Here is a 15,920-nt window from a genome sequence, read left to right on the forward strand (position 1 = left end):
AAGTTCAATTTATACATCTACGTGGCTTATTTAAGTGAAAACACATACTGATTTCATATCACTCTGATGATTTAATAATCTTCCTCACAATATGCTCATGTGTCGGTACAAGACCTGCTTGTAATCCGAGTGGCTTAAATACTTTATCCAGGACAGATTGAGTGAGTTTTCCTTTGTCTTGTTCTATGTCCGTTAATGTTCTGCGACTGACACCGACCAAATTTGCGTATTGTTCCTGAGACATGCCAAGTATATTTTTTCGCAAATACGCCAATAATTGCCCCAAGGTAATTTCATTCAATAAGTACTGCATATATAGATCAATAAGAACTTGCTGGCGATCTTGAGGCTGATTTTTTATATTCATAATAGTTCCCATCTTTCTAATTTAGCTTCAACATAATCGAATGAAAGTGCTGGCATCTCCATAATCTGTTTTGGGACACCTTTATCAATTAACCGTTGTTTTAGCCCAACAAGATTGTTTGCTAATGATTTTAATGTATTCATAGACAAATTTGGATCGCATAAATGTGCAAGTTTCTGGGTAATTTGCTCCCAACGATACTCTCCTCCTTCTTCATAAGGACTTCCCCATGTCGTTGATCTTGTCACGACTTCTGGATCAGCTTTCATTGGTGCAAAATCATAAATTGGAGCAAGTGAAATTTTTCCAGATTTTTTTAGAAATGAGGTATTTCGCCCATGATTATCAGAATTACCAAAAATAATATTGAGCAAATCTCTTTGTAACCATTCACAAATGAATTGTGTGGAATCAAAATTTGAATCAATCACAGTCAGCAAATCACATAGGTTGTCTATTACTTCAAAATGATTAAGATGACTTCCTGAAGCCTTATTTAATACTGAATAAACAGATTCTAGACCATGACGTTGCCAACATTGATTGCGCCATTCCACATCAAATCTTGGCAACCACAATGATGGATATTTTTCACCTTCGATCAGCTTCATTTCTGTTGTTTCAATGGTATTGAAACCTAATTCTTTTAGTTCTTGATAGTAATAGTATTCCGCTCTGAGAATATTGCAGTCGATCTCACTACGATTATTTCGAGGAAATTTAACTAAATAGTGTTGATCAGGTTGATCAAAGTTTTGTTGATAGGTGTCAATCCAAATATTTTGATCTTTTGTCGCGCGAATCAGTAACTTGGGAGCTTCACCACCCGCTCCTGTTGCACCACCACTAATCGCGCCCATTTGCTGTGCATACTCAAGAAAATCAACATTTCGATCAGCAACATCATTTTGACTAAAATAACGTAAATGCAAAGTAGAGTCAGGATTTATAGGCGGAAGAGCTTCTTTAATTCGCAAGTTTCCTACGGGCGCAATTCCACCCTTTTCCAATAAAATACTATCTTGCTCAGCATAAGTGAGTCGTTGTAAGCCTAAAAAATTGACCCAATAACGGCGTGCTGCGCCTGAAGGAACAATATCATCCAAAAAACCAAACCATGAGCTAGATTCATGGTTTATAAGTATTTGTACAGGAAGTGAGAGACTACAGGCATGTTCATCTCGCTTGTCCAGATTTTGGATTGCGTATTCCAACTCGTAGACCAATTCACTGGCGCTTGCTGAGCCCAGCTTAGGTTCTAATAGTTTAAGTTCAGCGATATCTAACCAATTCTGGTCGAGTAAAGCCTGTATTGTTAATTTTTGCATTGATATAAATGAGCAACTATTTTCTCAAAAATACTATAAAATTTGTTTTTTGTGAATATATTTGCTCAAAAATGTTTGTTACATGATTTTATGAGCATAATTTTTCTCATTTTCTATTTATTCAATACGCATTTAATTTATTCAAAATTACTTTATTCGCCCTTATCTAAGAGCACTCAAGCAACTAAAGAAGAGTGTATGATTAGGCACCTATTTACTTATGAATTTAGTGCTTAAATGAAGAATAGTTTTTCTGATTACAAGCAAATTAGCGTGGTTTCTACTTTTTCTGAGCTTATTGATTCCAATTTTCAAGGAGAAAGTAATGCAATTTGTTGGTATAGAAACTTAGTTGGTGATTTTCAAGAGATTGTAGGAAAAATTGAGATAAAAGAGAATATTACAGAGGTTTCTGTTGACGAGCTTTTAGCATTACAACTTTCAGAAAATGGTAATTTAGCAAGAGAAATTATTATTGCGGATATTCAGCAATTAACAGCTCTCGGTGCATCACCAGTGCTTAACTTGATCCAAAACTACGATCGAGATGATGAGTTTGATTTTATTTCGACAGATGTTTATTCATTTCATGTCGATCGCTCGCCTATTCCCACTGATACTTTTTTATGTACTTACCATGGTGCAGCAAGTGAGATGTTGTCAAACGATCAGGTCGAGCAAAAGATTTTGATTCCTGAAATTAGAGAAAAACTTAAGCAACTACATCATGGTCTGGAAAATGAGTTTGATAATTTTCTAGAAGAAAATTTCTTTGATTTGCATTATCAACCTAAACCAAATACAAAACCTGTGAGTTTAGGTTTAGGCCATCTATGGCGATTGGCCGTTGACCATCCATCACAACACGTTTTACCTTGTGTGCATCGTGCGCCTATCGAAAAAGAAAATGAATATAGACTGCTGTTGATCTGTTAAATCATGAACAAATCGATGAGTGTATATTATATTCACTTTCAAGATGGCCGATCAATCAGAAATTTATGCTCCAAGACAACTGTGCGGTACGTGGAGCGCCTAGGAACAAATAATCATCCCCAAAGAAGCTTCCTGCATCTCTCCAATATTTTTTATTGAATAGATTATCAACATTGAATCTCAACGTATTTTCATAACCATATGCATTGAAATTGTAGGCAGTACCAGCATTAAAAACTGTGTAGCTTGGAACTTTTACGCTGCCTATTTTATTAGCATATTTACTTGAACTGTATTGCATACCAGCCAGTAGTCTTAAGCCTTCCACTTGTGGCAATTGATACGATAAATAACTTGCAAAACGTACTTTCGGAACATTTTGGGTTTGATGACCTTGATATTCAGAGACACTGATCTCTTTTAAGCGTGAACGCGTCAGTGCCAAAGTTGAGGTTATATCGAAATTTTCAGTTATCTTACCTTGCAGGCCTAGTTCTAAGCCTATGTTATGTTGTTTGCCATCAGTTAAGTAATAATTATTAGCATTGGTATATTGATGGTCTTGCTCTAGATTAAATATTGCTGCTGTAAGCAACATAGATGGTAATTGATGTTTGATACCCACTTCATATTGGGTGGATTTGATTGGGGCAAGTGTTTCAAATGCATTCCCGACAATTCCTTTTTCTTCATTACCGAATGCATACCACGGCGCTTGTCCACCATCACTTAGACCTTTGCTAAATGATGTATAAACTTGCGTATTTTCCCAAGGTTGATACATCACTGCAAATTGTGGCAAGAATCGATTTAAATCTGTATCACGAATCTTATTCGCCGCTGCATCATAAGCCTTTTCATCTAAAGAAAGGATTTTTCCTCCCATGAGTACAGACCATGAGTCATTAAAACGGATTTGGTCTAGTAGATTTAATGCGGTTTGCTGACTATCAAGGGATTTATATCGATTGCCTAAGGCTACATCTGTAGGTGCATAGTTCACTGTATTGTTGTAGATATTACCCGTACCAACGAGTTCATTGATTGCATCATATTGTGCACGTCGTTTATAGGTATGAGATAACTCGATATTTAAGTTATGTTGCCATGTACCTGTTTGGAATTTTCCATTTAAGCCTGTTTTAAACTGATTTGTTAAATAACTATCATCTGGACTACGGAAATCATAAATATCGTAGTTACCGTTTTGATCAAAGGTATTGCCTAAACCTGTAAATTCACAAATCTCACTATAACAACCCCATGGGAATGCTGAATAGTCATCAACGACCACACGGCTTTGCGAAGCAGATAAGTTTGCTGTCCAATCATCATTGAGACGATGCGTATATTTTAAACTCGTATTCAGACTTTCATTAGTAACGGGTTTACTCCAACTTTGATAACCCAGTAGACGATCCCATTCCACATTATTCGGTACAGTTTGCCCATCTAATAATTGATAGCCTGGTACCGAGCGCTGACGTTGGCGCTGTGATTCAATATCAAACTCAAGTTTTGAATCATCAGAAATCTGCCAGTCCAAAGCAACTGAACCAAAAAGACGCTTCCCATTGGTATGCTCTACATATGGATGAATCTCTTCGTGAGCTAAATTGATTCGATAGCCAAATTGTTGATTTTCACCCAGCATATCACCGATATCCGTTGCGACACGATAACCACCCTGACTATCTGTTTCTAGCGTAACTGAACGAATGTCTTTTGGTCGTTTAGTCACATAGTTAACAACTCCGCCGGGTGTAGACATACCACTTTGAATCGCGCTAATACCTTTTAAGATTTCTACTTGTTCTTTATTTTCTAGCGCTACGTTTTGTTCGCCTCTCAACACGTTACCATTGAGTAGATAACTTGATCCTAGATTGAGCGCAAAACCACGCATCACAAAGTTTGAATAATAGCCGATAGGTGCGTAGCCCTCGCCGACCGCCGCATCATTTTTTACAATATCTTTTAGCGTTTTTGCGTGTTGATCTGCAATAAGGTCGGCATTAATAAGATTGATTGATGCAGGGATTTTGGCAATGGTTTGTTCAGCAAAACCAGATAAATTTACGCTGTTCTGGTGGTTGGCATTTTGCTCAGCTGTAACTGTAATTGTTGGGAGACGTTGTATCTCATTTTCTTGTTCCGCATATGCTATTGTTGAACTAAATCCGAGGTAAGAAAATGAACCTACGGCTAATAATGCGCTTTGTAAACGAGAAAATGGAAAAGTTTTCACAGTATTGCTTAACCCCAAAAAAATAATTTTATAGCTTCAACTTTGTGGCATGAGTATTCACAATTTTATTGGATTGAACAAGTATATTCGCTTACATATATCTGAATTTTTAGCTACTCGGATAATCCGACAAACAAAATGACCAGTTCAGCCAAACCGTGTTAGTATTTAAAAATGACAATTCATCATGTCAAATTAAAAAAGAAAGGAATTGCTATGCTAAAAATGCAACAAGTCAATATCACTCAAGAGTTCAATGCACCTGTCGAGAAGGTATTTGCGATTCTCAGTGAACATGAAAATTTAAATAAACTTTTCGCTCCAGCAAAAGTGACTCGTTTGAGCGATGGTCAAGATGCACGTAATGGGGTTGGCTCAGCACGTAAGCTATCTATTCCACTGACGCCTTCATTTGTCGAAACAAATTTGGTGTATAAAGAAAATGAACTCATTGAATACGCAATTACCAGTGGTATCGCACCGATCAAAGCGCATCGAGGTGTGATGAAGTTTACTGATCTGGGAAATAATCGTAGTCGTTTGGACTATACGATTAGCTTTAAGGGTCGTGTGCCATTTATTGGTCCGATCGTTAAATTCGCATTACAAAATGGTGTAAGCCGTGGACTTAAAAAACTAAAAGTATAAGTTTTAGAGAAACTCCGTATTCTCTAATTTTAATCTTAACTCCCATAATTTCTGATTGTGGGAGTTTTTGTTTGCTGTATAGATCAACTTTTCTTTGAAAATTAATGTCTAAAATAACATTTAGCTGATTTTTACGATAAATTAGAGCTATTCAACAACTTCACTCAGGGAAAGAGATGACACTTAAGCAGTTAAAGGCATTTTTGGCACTTGCGCGTACTTTAAATTATGCCAATGCTTCGCTAGAGCTTCATTTGAGCCAATCTGCTTTAAGTCTAAGTATCAAAAGTTTAGAGGAAGAACTCGGCGGTAAACTTTTTAATCGCAACACGCGCCGTGTTGAATTGACTCAAGAAGGTAAATCCCTCATTCCCTACGCAAAAAAACTACTGGCGAATTGGGATGAAATGGAAAATGACGTTAAACAACGTTTTAAATTAAATCGCGGTACGCTGAGTATCGCCTCGATGCCTTTCTTTACACATGCGATCTTGCCCGATGTGATTCATTCTTTTTTATCTGAGCATCCAAACCTCAATTTCTCGATCCACGATATTCCAAATGAAACCATTATTGAAAAAGTTCAAGATGGTATCTTTGAGTTAGGTATTTGTTTTGAACCAGAACTGACCGAAGGCTTAGAGTTTGTTCCTTTGTTTGATGAAGATTTTCTGGCCTTACTTCCTAAAAATCATCCCTTAGCAGACAAAGCACGTATTACGTGGCAACAATTGTTTGCCAATCCTTTTATTACCCTACAAAAGCCATCAATTGTTCGTCACCTAGTTGAGCAAAATTGTTTACGCAACAATATGACTTTGGATTTAAAAATCGAATGCCATCAGATTTCTTCATTATCCAGTTTTGTTGCGCATGGTATTGGGGTAAGCGCGATTCCTCGTCATTTTGCCAAGCATATTGATTTAACAGAAAATGTATTACTTGAACTTGAAGATGGAACCATCCACAAAACGGTTGGTATTGTCTATAAAAAGAATTTTGAAATATCACATATTTCGGCACAATTTATTGAGTCATTGATAAGGTATAAATTTTAAATAACTCATTATTGAAATTGGTTTTATATTTCCCACTCTCAAATAAATATTTTTATTGCAAATATTTTCAAATGTTTAGCTTTATTAATTATTCTTTGTTTGCGAATAAAATTTATCCAAAAAAATCAATTTATTAATTTAACTCATTAATCCTTGAGAAAAATCAACTTCTATACGCTTAGTCCTAATGCTAAAACTAAATCACTAAGGGACAATAGGACAATAATAGAATGAATAAGGTATATGCCAGCGCTGAAGCTGCAATCAAAGATGTGGTTACTGATCACCAAACCTTTGCCGTGGGCGGTTTTGGGTTATGTGGAATTCCTGAACAGCTCATTGTGGCGGTTAAAGAAAGCGGTGTAACGGGTCTGACTTGTATTTCGAATAATGCAGGTGTGGATGATTTTGGCCTAGGTATTTTATTGCATACCAAACAGATCAAAAAAATGATCTCATCTTATGTTGGTGAAAATAAAGAATTCGAACGTCAATATCTAAATGGCGAGCTTGAAGTTGAATTAACTCCACAAGGAACATTAGCGGAAAAGTTACGCGCTGGTGGTGCTGGTATTCCAGCTTTTTATACGAAAACTGGTGTGGGAACTCTGATTGCTGAAGGCAAAGAAGAACGCAGTTTCCATGGTAAAAAATACATTTTAGAAGAATCACTTACTGCTGATGTTTCTCTTATTAAAGCTTACAAGGCAGATAAAGCAGGAAATTTAATATTCCGTAAGACGGCGCAGAACTTTAATCCTGAATGTGCAATGGCTGGAAAAATTACCATCGCTGAGGTGGAGCAAATCGTTGAGATTGGTGAATTAGATCCAGATGAAATCCATTTACCAGGGATTTATGTGAATCGCATTATTTTAAATGCATCACCTGAAAAACGTATCGAACAAAAAACTTTAAGCACGGAGGCAGTTTAAAATGGCTTGGTCACGTAATGAAATGGCACAACGTGCTGCACAAGAACTCGAAGATGGCTTCTATGTCAACTTAGGTATTGGTTTACCTACCCTCGTTGCCAACTATATTCCAGAAAATATGAATGTATGGTTGCAATCTGAAAATGGATTGCTTGGTATCGGTGCATTTCCTACTGAAGAAACCTTAGATGCAGATTTGATCAATGCTGGAAAGCAAACGATTACTGCACGTGCGGGTGCGGCATTTTTCTCAAGTTCAGAATCTTTCGCAATGATCCGTGGCGGTCATGTCAATATTGCGATATTAGGCGCGATGGAAGTTTCTGAGCAAGGCGACTTAGCCAATTGGATGATTCCAGGTAAGAAAGTCAAAGGTATGGGCGGTGCAATGGACTTGGTTGCAGGTGTTCAAAAAGTTGTGGTTCTGATGGAACACTGTGCGAAAGACGGTACGCCAAAGATTGTGAAAAACTGTAGCTTACCCCTTACTGGTCAAGCCGTTGTCCATCGTGTGATTACAGATTTAGGTGTCATGGATATTACGTCTGAAGGTGTTGAACTGATTGAACTCGCAAAAGATGTGACACTCGAGCAAATTCGTGCGGTAACAGGTGTGCCATTAATTTTTGATAAATCTTTAGTGGCATAAATGAGATGAGATATTCTGCTCTAGTCTGTTGAGCTGGTGCAGTTTTATGACAACATACATTTAAAGAGATATAAAAATGAGTTCTATTGTTATTGTGTCAGGTAGTCGTACCGCGATGGGCGGTTTTCAAGGTAGTCTTTCTAGTTTAACCGCCCCAGAATTAGGTGCTGCTGTAATCCGTGAATCTATCCAACGTGCGGGTATTGCTCCAGAGCAAGTCAATGAAGTGATTTTTGGCTGTGTGTTAAGTGCAGGCATTGGTCAAGGCCCTGCTCGTCAAGCAATGCGTAAAGCGGGTATTCCAGATCATGTTGGCGCTGTGACCATCAATAAACTTTGTGGTTCTGCGATGAAAGCAGTTCTGATGGCATCAGATGCATTGAAAGCTGGTAGTGCAAATATTGTGGTTACGGGTGGTATGGAATCTATGACCAATGCACCATATATCTTACCTAAAGCACGTGGTGGCTACCGTATGGGACATGGTGAAATCAAAGACCATATGTTCTTGGATGGTTTAGAAGATGCTGAAACGGGTCGTTTAATGGGTTCGTTTGCGCAGGATATGGCAAATACCAAAGGCTTCACCCGTGAGCAAATGGATAACTTTGCGATTTCTTCACTAAAAAAAGCTCAAACAGCAATTACAGAAGGATATTTCAAAGATGAAATCGTCCCTGTTGAAGTTAAAACACGTAAAGGTGTTGAAGTAATTGATCAAGATGAGCAACCACTCAACGCAAATCTCGATAAAATCCCGACACTACGCCCTGCTTTTAGCAAAGAAGGTACGATTACGGCAGCCAATTCAAGTTCGATTTCGGATGGTGCCGCCGCTTTGGTACTTTCTACAGAAGATTATGCACAAACAAATGATTTAAACGTGTTGGCTAAGATTGTAGCCACTTCGAGCCATTCTCAGCATCCAAGTGAGTTTACGATTGCGCCGATCAGTGCGATTCAAAAAGTACTTGATCGTGCCGGCTGGTCAGTTGAGGATGTTGATGCATGGGAAATCAATGAAGCTTTCGCGATGGTGGCTATGGCACCGATTCATGAGTTAGGTATCGATGAAGCCAAAGTCAATATTCACGGTGGCGCATGTGCTTTAGGTCATCCGATTGGTGCGACAGGCTCTCGTATTATTCTTTCATTGATCTATGCATTAAAACGTCTAGGCAAGAAGAAAGGCGTTGCTGCATTGTGTATTGGTGGTGGTGAAGCAACTGCTGTTGCAATCGAAATTTAAGTTTCAAAAAATCAAAAATGCATCTCAGATAAGAGGTGCATTTTTTTATCTGTTTAAAATTGAAATCTTTTAAAATATTTATCTTTAAAACTTATAAGATTTTTGATCGTCTCTGTGACAAATCAATTACTCAAGAATGAATTATGATTTAGTGGGAAATAATGTGTACTTAAAGAAAAAAGCACATCCAATTAATAGATGTGCCTTTAATGATTGAAAGGTAATCAACAAGAAACTAAATTAAGCATTGCCTGATTCAGTTAAATTGGTTTTAACTTCTTCTACCTGTTGTTCTTCATCAAATTTATGACGTTTCAAACTTAATATTGCACAGATTGCGATCATAGCTGGAATAGAAATCATCACAAAATTCATGGTATGCGGTAAGTTCAAGGTCAATAACAACCCTGTCAAAATCGGCCCAACGATTGCACCAATTCGACCTACACCAGAAGCACAGCCGATTCCAGTCGAGCGAACACTCAATGGATAGTATTGCGCAACATAGCTATAAAGAAGGATTGAAGTACCAATGGTCGCCGCGCCTGCAACAGTTACTAAACCATATAACACATAAGCTGGAGAGTTAAATCCTAAGCCGATCAGTGCCACTACACCAGCCATGAGCATTCCCATGATGACTGGTTTTAAATGGAATTTATCCGAGAGAATACCACCACCGATTGAACCGATCATTGCACCAACATTCAAAGCGAACAAGAATAAGATACTCTTGCCGAGTGAATATCCTGCTGCAAGCATAAGTTTTGGTAACCAACTACTTAATGCGTATACCATCAGTAGGCACATAAAGAACAATACCCAGAACATTAGTGTGTTGAATGCGCGACCTTGTTGGAATAACCCTTTAACCGAGCTACCAGTTGGAATATTTTCCTCATTTAGCGTTAAACGCGTATTGCTGCTGATGGCTTGTTGAGGTGAGATTTTTTGTACAATGCTTTGTGCTTGCTCAGTTTTACCTGTTTTAACTAAAAAGGTTAAAGATTCAGGCAAAAATTTCCACATGACTGGTAATAAAAGTAATGGTATGCCAGCAATCAAGAACATGATTTGCCAACCTTGACTTTCAACCAAATAGCTTCCTATCAGTGCTGACAAGATTCCACCGATTGCGTAACCACTAAACATCGTGCCGACTAAGGTACTGCGAATACGTTTAGGGGCATATTCTGAGGTAAGTGCGACGAGGTTCGGCATTACCCCACCAATGCCTAGACCCGCCAAGAATCGTAAAATACCGAATTCAAAAGGATTAGATGCAAACGCACCTAAAAAAGTAAACCCACTAAAAAAAGTCACACAAATTAAAATTACATTTTTACGTCCAATTTTGTCTGCCAATGCGCCAAACAGCATGGCACCGAACATCATGCCGCATAAGGCGGTACTGGCGAGCATACCCGCTTGAACAGAAGTAAGTGACCACTCCTGCATCAGTAAGGGTAAAACCACACCATAAATGACCAGATCGTAACCATCAAAAATAATAATCAATAAACACCAAAGTAAAATACTCCAGTGAAAAGGCGTAAACTTTGCTTCGTCAATTACTGCATTTACATTAACTGTAGATGTTGTCATTCTGCATCTCCTCAATGAGATAAATTCCTAATCATTATTTAAAACGACATAATGCACCTTAAAGAAAAATATTATTATTCAAGGCTTTATTGGTATTAAAAGTCATAACTCGCCATCATGTTGATGCGGTTATCCGTCCCTGTGCGACCATCAAAGGTTTCACGTTCACCGTAGACATATTCCATACCCAGCGTGATAGGCTTGTACGGGTTGTACATGCCATTAATCCAGCCTTGCCATAATTCTTTATTTTGATTTGAGCTGTCTCTATTTAGGCGAGCGAAGCTATTGTCACTTTTGGCTTTCATATAGCCGTAGCCTAAGGTTGAACGGAACTGCGAGGTGAATTGATGTGTGATCCCTGTAGAGATGGAATCAAACTCATTGCTATGTATATTGTTTTGATCATCAATGGCATAACTGCTATTGCTCCACATCAGGAAGCGTCCATCGCCTTTGATATGGTTATAATCTGCTTTTAGAAAGGTTGTTGGCGTTAACTGATATTTTCCACCGATACCCACACCCCATGCCCAAGTATCATCATTGCTGGTTTTTTTCTCTGCCACAAAACTACGCCCAGACAGCATCGAACCATTTTCGAATTTATGATTTACACGTCCAACAAAGGCAGGTAAACGCATTTTATTTTCAGGATCAGAGCTTGCTGTGTATTTAGGATCTTCAACGGATAATGCAAAGCTGGTATTGGCCGTAATATTGTCACTATAACGAACCAAGGGTGAGCGTTGTAATGCTCCACCCACATAGGTCGCCGCATCAATCGTTTCTGGATAATATTCAGGTGCAATGAAAGTAGACCATGTTTGACCCAGTAGCCATTTGTCAAAGGTTAAATAGGCATGACGGATACGGAATTGATCGCGTGAAGCGCCACCAAAGAAATCCATTTCTAGTTTCCCACCTACATCGCCTGCTGCTGTTGGTGTGGTGAAATTGAGTCCTATGCGTGAGACATTGGCAGTTGAATGTAAACGATCTTTTTGTTGTGCTGCTTCCGCTGTATCCTTGAGTGGTACACCACTGATATTGTTGTACATCGTGGATGCGCCTTTCGCTTGATAAGACGCATCGGCACGGATATAACCATATAAACTGACTTCTGCACCAGATTTTAGTTTAGGTGTCAGTGTTTGCGTGGTTACTGGAGTGGCTGCTGTGTTTAGATTGTTTGCTGGCTGTGCCGATGCAGGTTGCTGTACATAATGTTGCAACATTGCCCTTAACTCTTGTACTTCTTGGCGAAGCTGTGCAATTTCGGCACTCTCCGAAGCTGCATGAGCAGATGACATGACTGCCACAATGGACAGCGTTAGCACGCTTTTTTGCACCGTTAGTATGAACTTTTTCATTAAAATAAGTTTCCTTCTTTTTTGATCTTAAATACCGTTTTAAGATCGCTATTTGTTTGCGTTATATCCTTTGCAGTTAATTGCACTGCATCGCATTTTTTGTTTTAAAGCATTAACACATTGATTTATTTGGTTTTCACCTCCTTTAAAATACTGATATTGATAAACTCACTCTTTTTTTTAGGACAAAAAGATCTAGCAGCGGCTATAAAAGCCACTGTTAACCATTTGGTAAAAAATAAGTTTAAATGAGTCCTTTAATATTTATTTCATCATAGATGCAAGACCTTGTTTAGGACGCTTGTGCAGAAAACGTTTGACGCCTCTTTTTCTGCGCGATCAATCCTTGATACATTAAAATTTGGCTATAGGAATGCACTTCCATAAAACCTGTGCTGTGAAGTAATTGCCGATAATCATCAAATGAAACAGTGAAAAAATCGCATTCCATTCGTTCTAACATTTTCTGACATTGCACTTCAGTCAAACCTTGTGCCAAGCAGACATAACGTAAAGCTTGAAATTGCTGAGGGTCTGTACAGGTCATCAAATCATAGGTCAGTAAGATTCCATTTTCTTTTAAATGATCATGGATCTCTGTAAAAAAAGTAGGCTTGTTTTCATCAGCAATAAAATGCGCCACCAAAATTGTTAGAGCTGCATCAAAATAAATTTGATCTGGTAAATTTGAAGTGTCACCATGAACAAATTTAACCTGTGTGGAATTACTCAATTGTTTAACTCTCGCCTGTGCTTTCTCAAGCATGGCTAAGGAAGGATCAAGCGCTGTAAATTTCCAGTGCGGATGCCTGTTTAAAAGATATTCCAGCTCATAACCCGTCCCACATCCCACAATCAGGATATGAGCATCCACTTTCAATCTAGACTGTAATATCGCATCTACTTGTTGATGAATGATTTCATATCCTGGTATTAATTTACGGATATGTTGATCATATTCTTCAACGACTCTTGGACTGCTGAAATCTTTTGCCATGCGCCCCGATCCTTTACCTGCGCAACTTTAAAATGCTGCTTTTTCTATTTGATGTAAAACATCATTTAGTCGAATACGTTTCCAGTTAAGTTCAGTTCAGCGCGCATGATTTCCTGTAACTTAAACTTCTGCGCTTTGCCAGAGGCTGTCATCGGAAATTCATTAAAGAATTTGACATAACGTGGCACTTTATTATGTGAAATGTGCTCTTTACAGAAACTACGAATGCTGTCCTCATTGGTCTGTTGATGTTCATGCAAAATAATGCAGGCGCATAGCTCCTCACCATAACGTGTATCAGGTAGACCAATTACTTGCACATCACAAATGGCTGGATGAGTGTATAAGAAGTCTTCTATTTCTTTTGGAAACAGATTTTCACCACCGCGAATCACCACATCTTTGATACGACCTTTGATTTTGACAAAGCCCTCTGCATCCATCTCAGCAATATCACCAGTATGCATCCAGCCAGCGTTATCAATCACTTCACGAGTTTTTTCTTCCTCGCCCCAATATCCAGCCATCACGGAGTAACCTCGAACACATAGTTCACCTAATGTGCCTTGAGGAACAATTTGCCCTTCGAGATCAACAATTTTAATTTCTACATGAGGATGAACATGTCCAACCGTACTGACGCGTTTATCAATGGTATCGCTCACTGAGCTTTGTACACTTACAGGTGATGTTTCAGTCATGCCATAACAAATCGTGATTTCTGACATATGCATGCGATCAATCACACGCTGCATAATTTCACGTGGGCATGGGCTCCCCGCCATAATCCCTGTACGTAAACTAGATAGGTCAAATTCATTAAATTGTTCATGCTCTAAAGTGGCGATGAACATGGTTGGTACGCCGTATGCTGCCGTACAACGCTCGTTGTGAATTGTCTTTAGTGTTTCTAATGGATTAAAAACAGCTGATGGATACACCATGGTAGAACCATGCGTGATACAGGCTAGATTTCCCATGACCATACCGAAACAGTGGAATAAAGGTACTGATATACACACTTTATCTTGTGGCGTTAAACGAATACCCTCACCGACAAAATAACCATTATTTAAAATATTATGATGGGTGAGCATCGTGCCTTTAGGATTACCGGTCGTACCTGATGTAAATTGGATATTAATGGTTTCATCAAACTGCAACTGTTGCGTTGCTAACTGTAATTGATCGAGTTGTTGTTGTGTTGGGGGGACGACCAGATCACTGAAACGATGAATACCTGTATGCTGTTTTTCATCAATTTTGATCACAAACTTTAAGAAAGGCAGACGTTCTGAATGGATTTGTTTATTGGTACAGAAATCAATTTCAGGAGCTATGCGTGTCAGAAGCTCTTGATAATCTGTGGTTTTAAACTGCGATGCGATAATCAATCCTTTGCAAGAAACTTTATTTAACACATATTCGAGTTCATGGCTTTTATAGGCGGGATTTAGATTGACTAAAATAATCCCTGCTTTAAATGCTGCAAACTGAGTGACTGTCCATTCGACACAGTTCGGTGACCAAATACCGAGTCGATCGCCTTTTTTCAAACCAAGCTGAAGCAAGCTACAAGCAAAAGAATTTACTTCATCTTGCAACTCTTTGTAGCTTAATCGTCTATTCTGATGTGAACTTACGATTGCTTCTCGCTCAGCGTATTGCTGGCATGCTTGGTCGAATTTTTCTCCAATCGTCATCCCAATTAAAGGCTGCGAACTTGGTCCAGAGGCGTAGCTTAACCGTACGTGTTGCATTGAATCATTCTCCTTGATTCTTTCTAATTCTCATCTTAACTGGTCTAATTGTTGTTACTGCAACTACTCTTCAAACCGCCTATTCCATGATGTTAATCGCCGTACACGTGCTATTTTTTCCGTACTGCATCCACACAAAAATCAGCTATCTGTTTTGAAAAATAGTCTTTGTGTTGCTGGTCGAACTTCGTATTTTGAGCAGGGTCTAAAGGCTCAACTACAACGTAAGTCATTGCACCAACTACACAGAGTGCTGTGGTATTTAGATCTTCCAGATCGAACTCACCACTTGCCTTTCCATCTGCGAGTATTTTAATCACACTCTGTTTAATCAATTGCTTCACACGAAAACGCTCATGTTCTACCAATGAATCAACTGGCTCAAACATGAGTGAATATGCAAGCTGAGGACTGTTTAACGCCCGTTTTACAAATGTTGCTACTGCTTTGTGCAACTTATGTTCTGCTGGCAAATCACTGTCTGTAATCGCATCAATCACCAAAAGCTCGGTATTGATTGCTTCTGATAAGACTTCGATCAGCACCTGACTCTTATTGTCAAAGTAGCGATAAACCAACCCACTCGAAACGCCAGCTTGCTCTGCAATCGTTTGAATTTGTGCGTCTTTAAACCCTCCTTCCGAGATTAACTTTCTGGCAGAACTTAAAATCGATTTACGATTTTGTTCCATCCGTTCTTGCATTAAAGATGATCGTTTGTAGCTCATAAATTTTATTCTCTAACAAATAAAGTGAATTGTAAATCA

General features: G+C 38.6%; 14 protein-coding genes. 6 read left to right on the forward strand and 8 right to left on the reverse strand.

The annotated features are described in order from the left end of the window. Nucleotides 1-58: 58 nt before the first annotated feature. Together AAC851_RS01505 and AAC851_RS01510 are read right to left on the reverse strand one after the other, a co-directional pair. Nucleotides 59-367: a helix-turn-helix domain-containing protein gene (locus tag AAC851_RS01505; RefSeq protein WP_109441361.1), complete on the reverse strand. Its 309-nt coding sequence runs from the start codon at nt 365-367 to the stop codon at nt 59-61. After that, nucleotides 364-1,695, reverse strand: a complete 1,332-nt coding sequence (locus tag AAC851_RS01510) for a type II toxin-antitoxin system HipA family toxin (RefSeq protein WP_340600392.1) — start codon at nt 1,693-1,695, stop codon at nt 364-366. Before AAC851_RS01510 ends, AAC851_RS01505 begins: the two co-directional genes overlap by 4 nt. Before the next feature lie 237 nt (nt 1,696-1,932). On the opposite strand from AAC851_RS01510, the gene AAC851_RS01515 reads away from it, so the two are divergent. After that, the gene (locus AAC851_RS01515; protein WP_075315585.1) at nt 1,933-2,631 is read left to right on the forward strand and encodes a DUF1826 domain-containing protein; all 699 of its coding nucleotides are present in this window, start codon (nt 1,933-1,935) and stop codon (nt 2,629-2,631) included. A gap of 55 nt (nt 2,632-2,686) precedes the next feature. Here AAC851_RS01515 and AAC851_RS01520 read toward each other — a convergent pair whose 3' ends face one another. Beyond that, nucleotides 2,687-4,879, reverse strand: coding sequence for a TonB-dependent siderophore receptor (locus tag AAC851_RS01520; protein ID WP_340600393.1), 2,193 nt, complete (start codon nt 4,877-4,879; stop codon nt 2,687-2,689). Nucleotides 4,880-5,095: 216 nt separating this feature from the next. On the opposite strand from AAC851_RS01520, the gene AAC851_RS01525 reads away from it, so the two are divergent. The 5 genes from AAC851_RS01525 to AAC851_RS01545 all read left to right on the forward strand — a co-directional run bounded on the left by AAC851_RS01525 (nt 5,096) and on the right by AAC851_RS01545 (nt 9,418). After that, nucleotides 5,096-5,527: an SRPBCC family protein gene (locus AAC851_RS01525; protein WP_005090537.1), complete on the forward strand. Its 432-nt coding sequence runs from the start codon at nt 5,096-5,098 to the stop codon at nt 5,525-5,527. Between the two features lie 176 nt (nt 5,528-5,703). Continuing rightward, a complete protein-coding gene (locus tag AAC851_RS01530; RefSeq protein ID WP_113997301.1) occupies nt 5,704-6,585 on the forward strand; it encodes a LysR family transcriptional regulator in 882 nt (293 codons plus the stop codon). Nucleotides 6,586-6,815: 230 nt separating this feature from the next. After that, a complete protein-coding gene (locus tag AAC851_RS01535) occupies nt 6,816-7,520 on the forward strand; it encodes a CoA transferase subunit A (protein WP_340600394.1) in 705 nt (234 codons plus the stop codon). Between the two features lies 1 nt (nt 7,521). Further along, entirely contained in the window at nt 7,522-8,169 is a 648-nt protein-coding gene (locus AAC851_RS01540) for a CoA transferase subunit B (protein WP_113997299.1), read from the forward strand. A gap of 76 nt (nt 8,170-8,245) precedes the next feature. Next, a complete protein-coding gene (locus tag AAC851_RS01545; protein WP_340600395.1) occupies nt 8,246-9,418 on the forward strand; it encodes a thiolase family protein in 1,173 nt (390 codons plus the stop codon). 240 nt (nt 9,419-9,658) lie between these two features. Here AAC851_RS01545 and AAC851_RS01550 read toward each other — a convergent pair whose 3' ends face one another. From AAC851_RS01550 to AAC851_RS01570, 5 genes are all read right to left on the reverse strand, one after another. Then, nucleotides 9,659-11,023: an MFS transporter gene (locus AAC851_RS01550; protein ID WP_125501528.1), complete on the reverse strand. Its 1,365-nt coding sequence runs from the start codon at nt 11,021-11,023 to the stop codon at nt 9,659-9,661. 95 nt (nt 11,024-11,118) lie between these two features. Next, a complete protein-coding gene (locus AAC851_RS01555; RefSeq protein WP_340600396.1) occupies nt 11,119-12,396 on the reverse strand; it encodes a DcaP family trimeric outer membrane transporter in 1,278 nt (425 codons plus the stop codon). Nucleotides 12,397-12,688: 292 nt separating this feature from the next. Further along, a complete protein-coding gene (locus tag AAC851_RS01560; protein WP_340600397.1) occupies nt 12,689-13,393 on the reverse strand; it encodes a class I SAM-dependent methyltransferase in 705 nt (234 codons plus the stop codon). A 65-nt stretch (nt 13,394-13,458) separates the two neighbouring features. Next, a complete protein-coding gene (locus AAC851_RS01565) occupies nt 13,459-15,153 on the reverse strand; it encodes an AMP-binding protein (protein ID WP_340600398.1) in 1,695 nt (564 codons plus the stop codon). Nucleotides 15,154-15,263: 110 nt separating this feature from the next. Continuing rightward, nucleotides 15,264-15,881 (reverse strand): TetR/AcrR family transcriptional regulator, encoded by a 618-nt coding sequence (locus tag AAC851_RS01570; protein WP_005080687.1) that lies wholly within the window; start codon nt 15,879-15,881, stop codon nt 15,264-15,266. Nucleotides 15,882-15,920 lie beyond the last annotated feature (39 nt).

This window comes from Acinetobacter sp. HZNU-JH01, from assembly GCF_037996845.1.
GTDB classification, from domain to species: domain Bacteria; phylum Pseudomonadota; class Gammaproteobacteria; order Pseudomonadales; family Moraxellaceae; genus Acinetobacter; species Acinetobacter haemolyticus.